Raw genomic sequence first — 7,340 nt, forward strand, 5'->3', positions numbered from 1 at the left:
CCGGCGCGAGCTCGTCGCGGTGCAGCCGGTCGGCCGCCGTCCCCGTCCACGTACCGGCGGACCCGACCGCCTCGGCGGCGCGGTGCAGGGAGGGGACACCCTCGCGCGCCTCACGCACCTGCCGCAGCAGAAGGCGCAGGTCGTCGACGCGACCCTGCGCCCGGGTCAGCTCGTCGGTCACGCGGCCTCCCTGCGCGGCGGGCGTCGATTCGTGTGGGATCGTCCGGGTGTGCACCCTAGCGTCGAGCGCACGTCCCCGGGACCCGGCCTGCCGGGCATCCCCTCACGGCCACCGTTCGGCTTCGGCGTGACCGCGCCCGGGGGCTGGCACGCCCTGCGAGGAGACGCGCCGTCGATGCGCGACGACCTCGTCGCCCTCGTCGCGCGGACCCCCGTGTGGGCGGCGCTCGACGAGCGTCGTCGCCGCGGCGCGGCCGCGGTGCTGGTGTCGGTGGCCCGGGCCAGCGCCGGCACCGGTGCGGTGGTGACGCTGCTGCGCCTGGGCTCGGCGGGGGACGCGAGCTCCGAGCCCGAGGTCAGCGCGATCTCCCTGACGTGGCTCCGCACCGCCCCACTGCGGGCGGACCTCGCCCTGGCGCGGCTCGTCGTGCAGAGCGACGAGCCCGTCGACACGGGCATCGGGCCCGGCCTGGTCGCGCGCCGGGTCGAGCGGACCGTCACGGGCGCCCCGAGCTCGACCTCCCAGGTCGCCGCCCCGGTGCCCAACAGCATCTGGCTCGCCGTGGTCACCGGCACGACGTCCGCACCGCAGTACGCGGACGACCTGCACGACGCCGTCCTCACCTTCACGGCCGGTCTGTACGTCGACCGGCCCACGACCACCGCACCGGACCGGGTCGCTGCGCGGGAACGAGCCGCCCCGCCGCCCTGATCGGGCCGGGCGGCCAGGCGGTCCGGCTCTACAGCAGGTCGGCCAGCACGGCCTGCGGCCGCAGCACGTCGTAGGTGAAGTCGGGCCCCAGCCCGATGCTGAGGTCGGCGGAGGCGGCGTCGTCGACGAGCACTCCCCCGCGTGCGGCGACGTTGAGGTACGCCAGGTCGGCCATCGTGGCCTTGATCGCGCGTCGGGCGATGACGGCACGCGCCAGGAAGGAGATGTTGCCGGCGTCCTGCTCGACGCGTGCGCGCGGGGCGCCGCGCAGGTACGCGTCGACGTACACCAGGCGCCCGGTGGTGAGGTCCAGCACGAACGGCACGGCGCTGCGCTTCCCACCGGTGAGCGGGAAGGCGTTCGCGACCGTCGCGGGGTCGAACGACATGTGCTCGGAGGAGACCTCGTCACGCAGCATCCACCCGGCGGCGACCTCCTCGAGCTGGTCGAAGGTGACCCCGCTGTAGCGGAAGACGACAGGTGCGACGTACCGCCATCCGCGGTCGCGTACGAAGGTCTGCACGGCCCTCAGGTCGATGTCGATGAACTCCTGCGCCCCCGCCGGTGCCGACGTGACGTCGCCGGAGTGCACCATGGCCCCTCCCCGCAGATGGGTCCAGGAGACCTGGTCGACGACCCCCAGGTCGGCGTCGAGGGCGATCGCAGACAGGTCGAGGTCGCTGTCCGCGTGCTTCCAGTGGACGAACAACCGCAGGGCGCGCGCGTCGCCCACGGCCAGCGCCGAGCCGCGCTCGACCTGGATGAGGCCGCCGGCGCCGCTCCGCAGCCCGTCCGGCACCAGGATGTCGCGCGTCGCCGGCTCGACGTACACGGTGCGCCCGGCCCACGAGTCCTTCGCTGCGAGCTGGGTGTGGATGCCGTCGCCGAGCACGACGACCAGGCGCGCGGCGAGGTCGTCCGCGACCCGCAGGTGCCCCTGGGGTCCGTCGATCGTCAGGACCGCGCCGGACTTGGCGAAGGCGACGCGGGGGTAGGTCGCACCGTTGTCCCGGATCTGGGCCTGCGCGCCGAGCAGGACCCGCACCGGCACCCGCGGTACGGCGAGCTTCAGGGCAGCGGCGAGTGCCTCGACGCGATCGCCGTCACCGTCGGCGAGCGCTGCCAGGCGCCGCAGCGAGCGCACGAGCACGCCGGGCGCCTCGGCGCCGAGGACCTGCACCGCCGCTGCGTAGTCCGTGCCGAGGAGCCGCTCGACACGTGAGCCGAGGCTCGTCGTGTCGTGCTTCGTGGAACGAAGTCGTCCGAACACCTCCTGGGTCCGCGGTGCGTCGTGCTCGGCCAGGTGCAGGCCGCGGGCGACCGCCAGCCACATCGAGCGGCGACGGAAGACGTCCGACAGGCGTTCGCTGGCTTCGAGCACCGCCACGACCGTGCGCCGCTGCGCGCGGGTCAGGCGCGGGTAGCGGATGGTCGCCGTCAGCGACACGTCGCCCCCGGTCAGGTCGGCGAACAGGCGCAGCAGGTCGTCGGGGGTCAGGCCGAGCGTCGGGACGGCGGACAGGTCGGCGTCCCAGACGGCGCGGACGAGCAGCGTGCGCAGCTCGCGGAACCGGACGGTGGCGCTGTCGACGTGCGCCGTCCCCAACGCCGCGACGAGGACGCGCAGGTCGTCCATGACGTCGACGCGCACCGACGCGGCCGACGCGAACGTCGTGACCATCCAGTCCCGCAGCAGGTCGTCGCGCTCCTCGACGCCGACCAGACGCACGTCGAGCCACTGGACGCGGGAGTCCGGCTTGAGGAGCTTCTGGCGCCGGCGAGCGCTCAGCGCCGCGGGGACGTCCTGAGGCATCGACGACGCGGGCCACCAGCCGATGTCGCTGAAGTCGAACGCCACGCGGATCTGCTGCTCTGTCGGCGCTGCGACGTCCGCGAGGCGCGAGAGGCCGAAGGCGGAGCGCAGGCGCACGTCGTCGAAGCTGGGGAGCCTGTCCGGGAAGCCGCTGAAGAGCGGTGCGAACGTCCCACGCTGCCCGCGGGCGGCGCGCACGTGCGTGACGACGTCGGCGACGACGTCGGCCAACGGGTCCCGCGCGGCGCCGGGGTTGGTGATGCGCACCCCGGCCCGGGCGAGCTCGGTGAGCGCGACGCTCACGCGGGCGGGTGACACCGTCCCCACCGCCACCGCGAGAACCCCGAGGCGGTCGAGCGCGATCCGGTCGAGCGCGTGCACGGTGTTCCTTCCGACGGTGGCCCGACGATCGCGGCCGGAGAACGAGGGACCGGCGCCCGTCGGGCGCCGGTCCACGTGAGGAGATCCACCAGGCGGGTTTCATCCAGAGAGGTAGGCGAAGGATGCCTGGCTGTAGGCCTCGAGGGACATGGTGCCGGTCGACGCCGCCGGGCAGTAGTCCTTTGCGGGCGACGTACGACGTGGGCGTGGCCGAACGCGAGGCCGGTGGTCCGCGAACGAGGGCACCGTGACGCGGGCCGTGTCACGCCGACAGCAGGTCGCTGAGCGCCCTCGTCCGCGTACGCCCGCTGGCTGGCGGCGGAGCCGGGCGCCGGACCGCTCCTCGCCGGATCCTGAGGGAGCGGTCCCAGTAACCCATTGACCGTTCTGCGCGGTTTACGACAGCCTGGCGGGGTTTGCGTCGTCGCTGGTCTCAGGGGGCCCAGATGGACGTGTCACGCCGCAACCCGCCGCGCCCAGAGGGCCGCCGCGACCGGCTCCGAAGCCTGCTCGGTATCGCCGCCGCGCTCGCGCTCGCCGTCACGGTCGTGCTCGTCCCGGTCGGCGAGGTGGAGGCCGCACCCCGCTTCGACATCCAGTGCGACGAGCTGATCGACGGCATCGACGGCATCGCGGGCGACGACGACCTGCCCGGCGGGAAGAACGTGCCGGCGGGGCACAAGGAGAAGATCCCGGACTACACGTACGAGAACCCCGCCGAGGCGTACCGGAACCGTGCGGCGCCGACCGGTGCGGAGCTCGACACGCTGCAGGGCGACTACAAGGGCTTCCCCGCCGGGTCCGAGGACCACATGCTCCGGCGCTGGAAGGAGTACACGACCACCGGCGGGGAGTGGGAGTGGGAACGCTGGCGCAACACGTACATCCCGAACATGGCCAACGACTCGCGGGGCGACGGGTTCCACCGCAACGTCGGGCGGCGCCTGAAGCTCGGCGGCCCGGACTGGATGTGCGAGGACACGCAGCTCGCGAAGGAGAAGAGCCTCGGGTACGACCGCCGGTACGACTCCGTGAACCGTGCCCGGCAGGTCGCCTACGAGCTCAAGTCCGGTGGCTCACCGCTCAAGCTCGACCAGCTGCGGGCCGACCAGGCGTTGATGCGCGGGTCGGGCTGGAAGGTGTACTACGTCTTCAGCCAGGAGCCGCTGCCCGGGCAGGTCCGGCTGATGAACCAGCACGGCGTGCGGTACGTCGTGCTGGAGTCCACCGCACGCCTGCAGAACCCGGCGGCGAACCCCGGCAACAGCTCCATGAGCCCTGACCCGAACAGGCCCACCGGCGGCGCCGCCAAGGACCTCGCCCAGCGCTCGGGCCGGACGGCCGCCGACGCGCGCGAGGCCCGGCGCCTCGCGGACGACTTCTCGAACGACCAGCGCCGCCAGGGCTTCGGCCCGCGACGTCCGGGCGGCATCGACTGGACGTCGCTCGAGCTGCACTACGTGTCCGACGACCCGCAGACCAAGGACTTCGGGTACGCCTTCTCCGCCGCCGAGCTGCCGGACGACGGCGAGGCCGAGCTGGGGTACGGGGGCGAGGCCGTGCTCGACCTGTCCTCGGACGCGCTGTTCACGTGGCTGTCCCTCGACCAGAGCCAGTTCTGGGTCAACCTCAACCCGGACACGCCGGAGTCGATCATCGACCCGCAGTTCGCGACCACCGACGCGGGGCGCGTGCTGCTGCAGGCGGACCTGCGGTTCAAGGAGACGCAGAACGCGTACATGGACCCGGCCACCGAGCACGGCAAGGCGTTCTGGGACTCGATGGAGCGCACCGCCGACGGCCTGATCTGCCACGGGTCGTACCGGATGTGGGTCGAGCCGAAGCCGGCGACCGTCCGCGAGGACGGCGACCAGCTGTACATCCTCGACGCGCCCCTGGCGGCCCGGTACGAGCCGATGGACATCGACTGGCGCCCGCCGGGCCAGGGGGAGGACCTCTGCGAGGGCGCGCCGCAGGACGTCGTGGACCGCAACACGCAGCGGATCGCCGACACGTTCGCGCCGCTCTTGGAGCAGCGGGTGAACACCGCTCCGGAGTACGCGGACCTGCGTCGCGTGTACACGTCCCGGGTGGCCGCCCAGTGGCTGACGGAGCGCGACGCCGAGCGGCCGGGCGCGTTCCACGACGTGATCGGCTCCGGTGACGTCTCGGCGTGGCCGGCGCGCACGGCGTGGGACCCGCAGGACGTCTTCGACGAGTACCTCGAGCAGCTCAGCACGCCGCTCTTCCGGTACGAGTGGACGTTCGGGGAGATGGAGTACTGGATGGACATCGTCGGCGGTGTCACCCTCCCGGACACGCCGCGTGAGGCGATGCCCGCGGAGCAGTTCCAGCAGGCGCACCCGACCCTGCCGGCGACCGTGCAGTCCTCCCTCCACGACGCGGTGAGCGTGCCGCTGGCCGCCCAAGCCGCCCGGGCCGGAGACGCCGTCGGCACCTTCGCCGAGGGCGCGGAGAGCATGGCGTGGCTGGGCGGTGGTCCGATCGTCCAGATCGCGCCCGAGCCGACCGACCCGCCGGACCCCGGCCCGGTCGTGCCGCCGGGTCCCGGCCCTGTCGCACCGGCTCCCGCCGACCCCGCCGCTCCGTCGGGAGGCTCCGGCACCACCACGGTCGCCCAGCGCACCGGCACGCCCCGCGCGGGCGCGGCCTGGGGCGGGAGGCTGCCCGCGACGGGCTTCGCCGACCCCTGGATCGTCCCGACCGCGCTCGGCCTGATCCTCGTCGGTGGGGCGCTGGTCATGCTGCGGCGCCGGGCGCGCACCTCCCCCTGAGGCAGACGACCTGAGGCAGACGCGGGCCACGGCACGCCCCTCCACCGTCGATCCCGCAGCCTGGAGCCCCGTCGAGCCGCTCGGCGGGGCTCCTCGCTGCCCGACGACCGGCTCCGACCCGCCGTGACACCCCACCAACGCGAAGACTCCCGGTCAGGAAGCCTGACCGGGAGTCTCGGTACTGCTCGGGCGGTTCACTCGGGAACCACCCCTGTGTGCGCGAGGGGGGATTTGAACCCCCACGCCCTTTCGGACACTGGCACCTGAAGCCAGCGCGTCTGCCGTTCCGCCACTCGCGCGCGCCGGAGAACATTAGCACGGCGCCGCGGTGGTTCCCGACTCGCCCCGATGACCTGCGAGGACGGCCTCGCGGACGCCCCGGACAGCCCCGGACGCCCCCCGCGACGCACCACCGCACGGGACCTCCCCCGAGTCCTCCCACGACAACACCCGGCTCACCCGGCCGTGGCGGGCGCGGCACGGATACCATCAACGTCCAGGACGGCCACCGACCATCGGCGCCGCCACGGCACGGCACGGGTAAGGGAGGTGGGCGTGGGCTTCCTCGACAAGTTCGAGAACGGCGTGGAGCGCGTCGTGAACAACGCTTTCGCCAAGGCCTTCCGCAGCGAGCTGAAGCCGGTGGAGCTCGCGAGCGCGCTGCGCCGGGAGCTCGACGACCGTGCGGCGGTCGTGGGACGTGACCGCACGGTGGTGCCGAACGAGTTCACGATCGAGCTCGCGTCTGCCGACTACGACCACGTGGAGGAGTGGGGCGCGGAGGCGATGGCGGACGAGTTCGCCGCGACCGTCACCGAGCACGCCGCGAGCCAGCGCTACGCGTTCGTCGGGCCGGTGACGGTGTCGTTCGGCGAGGACGCGGACCTCGAGACGGGTCGTTTCCGGGTGCACAGCGCGACGGTGCGCGGGGCGGTCGCGCCGGCTGCGGCGACGGCGCCGACGTCGCGCCACCCGCTGCTGATCGTGGACGACCAGCGCTACATCCTCACGGGCCCGGTGACGGTCATCGGCCGCGGCTCGGAGGCGGACATCATCGTGGACGACCCGGGCGTCTCGCGCCGCCACCTGGAGATCCGGGTGACGCCGGACGGCGTGATCGCGTCCGACATGGGCTCGACGAACGGCCTGTACGTGGAGGGGCACCACGTCCCGGCGGCGACGCTGGTGGACGGCAACACCCTCATGATCGGCCGCACCCGGATCCTGTTCTGGACGGGCGGCGAGCCGGACCTGGACCAGTGACGCCGGCGCATGAGTGAGCTGACGATCACCCTGCTGCGGCTGGGGTACCTCGCACTGCTGTGGGTGCTGGTGCTGTCGGCGATCAGCGTGCTGCGCCGCGACCTGTACGGCACGCGGATCACGGACCGTCGTCGGGCGAACCGTGCGGCGGCCGCGCCGCCCGCACGCCCGCAGCCGGCCGAGGCGGTGGCCGCTC

General features: G+C 73.4%; 5 protein-coding genes, 1 tRNA gene and 1 pseudogene. 4 read left to right on the plus strand and 3 right to left on the minus strand.

Translation table 11 applies throughout. The annotated features are described in order from the left end of the window. A partial coding sequence (locus HGA02_RS06710) for a hypothetical protein (protein ID WP_168678378.1) occupies positions 1-181 on the minus strand: 181 nt, incomplete at its 3' end. Positions 182-355: 174 nt separating this feature from the next. Here HGA02_RS06710 and HGA02_RS06715 point away from each other — a divergent pair. After that, positions 356-892: a hypothetical protein gene (locus tag HGA02_RS06715; protein ID WP_168678379.1), complete on the plus strand. Its 537-nt coding sequence runs from the start codon at positions 356-358 to the stop codon at positions 890-892. A gap of 28 nt (positions 893-920) precedes the next feature. On the opposite strand, the gene HGA02_RS06720 is transcribed toward HGA02_RS06715, so the two are convergent. Then, the gene (locus HGA02_RS06720) at positions 921-3,086 is read right to left on the minus strand and encodes a TerD family protein (protein WP_168678380.1); all 2,166 of its coding nucleotides are present in this window, start codon (positions 3,084-3,086) and stop codon (positions 921-923) included. Between the two features lie 446 nt (positions 3,087-3,532). On the opposite strand from HGA02_RS06720, the gene HGA02_RS06725 reads away from it, so the two are divergent. Next, positions 3,533-5,881 carry an LPXTG cell wall anchor domain-containing protein gene (locus HGA02_RS06725; protein ID WP_168678381.1) on the plus strand — a complete coding sequence of 783 codons (2,349 nt, stop codon included), beginning with the start codon at positions 3,533-3,535 and terminating at the stop codon, positions 5,879-5,881. 216 nt (positions 5,882-6,097) lie between these two features. Here HGA02_RS06725 and HGA02_RS06730 read toward each other — a convergent pair. After that, positions 6,098-6,180, minus strand: a tRNA-Leu gene (locus HGA02_RS06730). Between the two features lie 256 nt (positions 6,181-6,436). On the opposite strand from HGA02_RS06730, the gene HGA02_RS06735 reads away from it, so the two are divergent. Both HGA02_RS06735 and HGA02_RS06740 read left to right on the plus strand, forming a co-directional pair. Then, positions 6,437-7,144: an FhaA domain-containing protein gene (locus HGA02_RS06735; RefSeq protein WP_168678382.1), complete on the plus strand. Its 708-nt coding sequence runs from the start codon at positions 6,437-6,439 to the stop codon at positions 7,142-7,144. A 9-nt stretch (positions 7,145-7,153) separates the two neighbouring features. Continuing rightward, positions 7,154-7,340, plus strand: a pseudogene (locus HGA02_RS06740) (FHA domain-containing protein FhaB/FipA); the annotation flags it as partial.

Source organism: Cellulomonas septica (assembly GCF_012396155.1).
Lineage (GTDB): Bacteria > Actinomycetota > Actinomycetes > Actinomycetales > Cellulomonadaceae > Cellulomonas > Cellulomonas septica.

Excerpts from the sequence above, each read along its gene's own strand:
- HGA02_RS06725 (WP_168678381.1), top strand. The coding sequence starts at position 3,533 with ATGGACGTGTCACGCCGCAACCCGCCGCGCCCAGAGGGCCGCCGCGAC.
- HGA02_RS06715 (WP_168678379.1), top strand. The coding sequence starts at position 356 with ATGCGCGACGACCTCGTCGCCCTCGTCGCGCGGACCCCCGTGTGGGCG.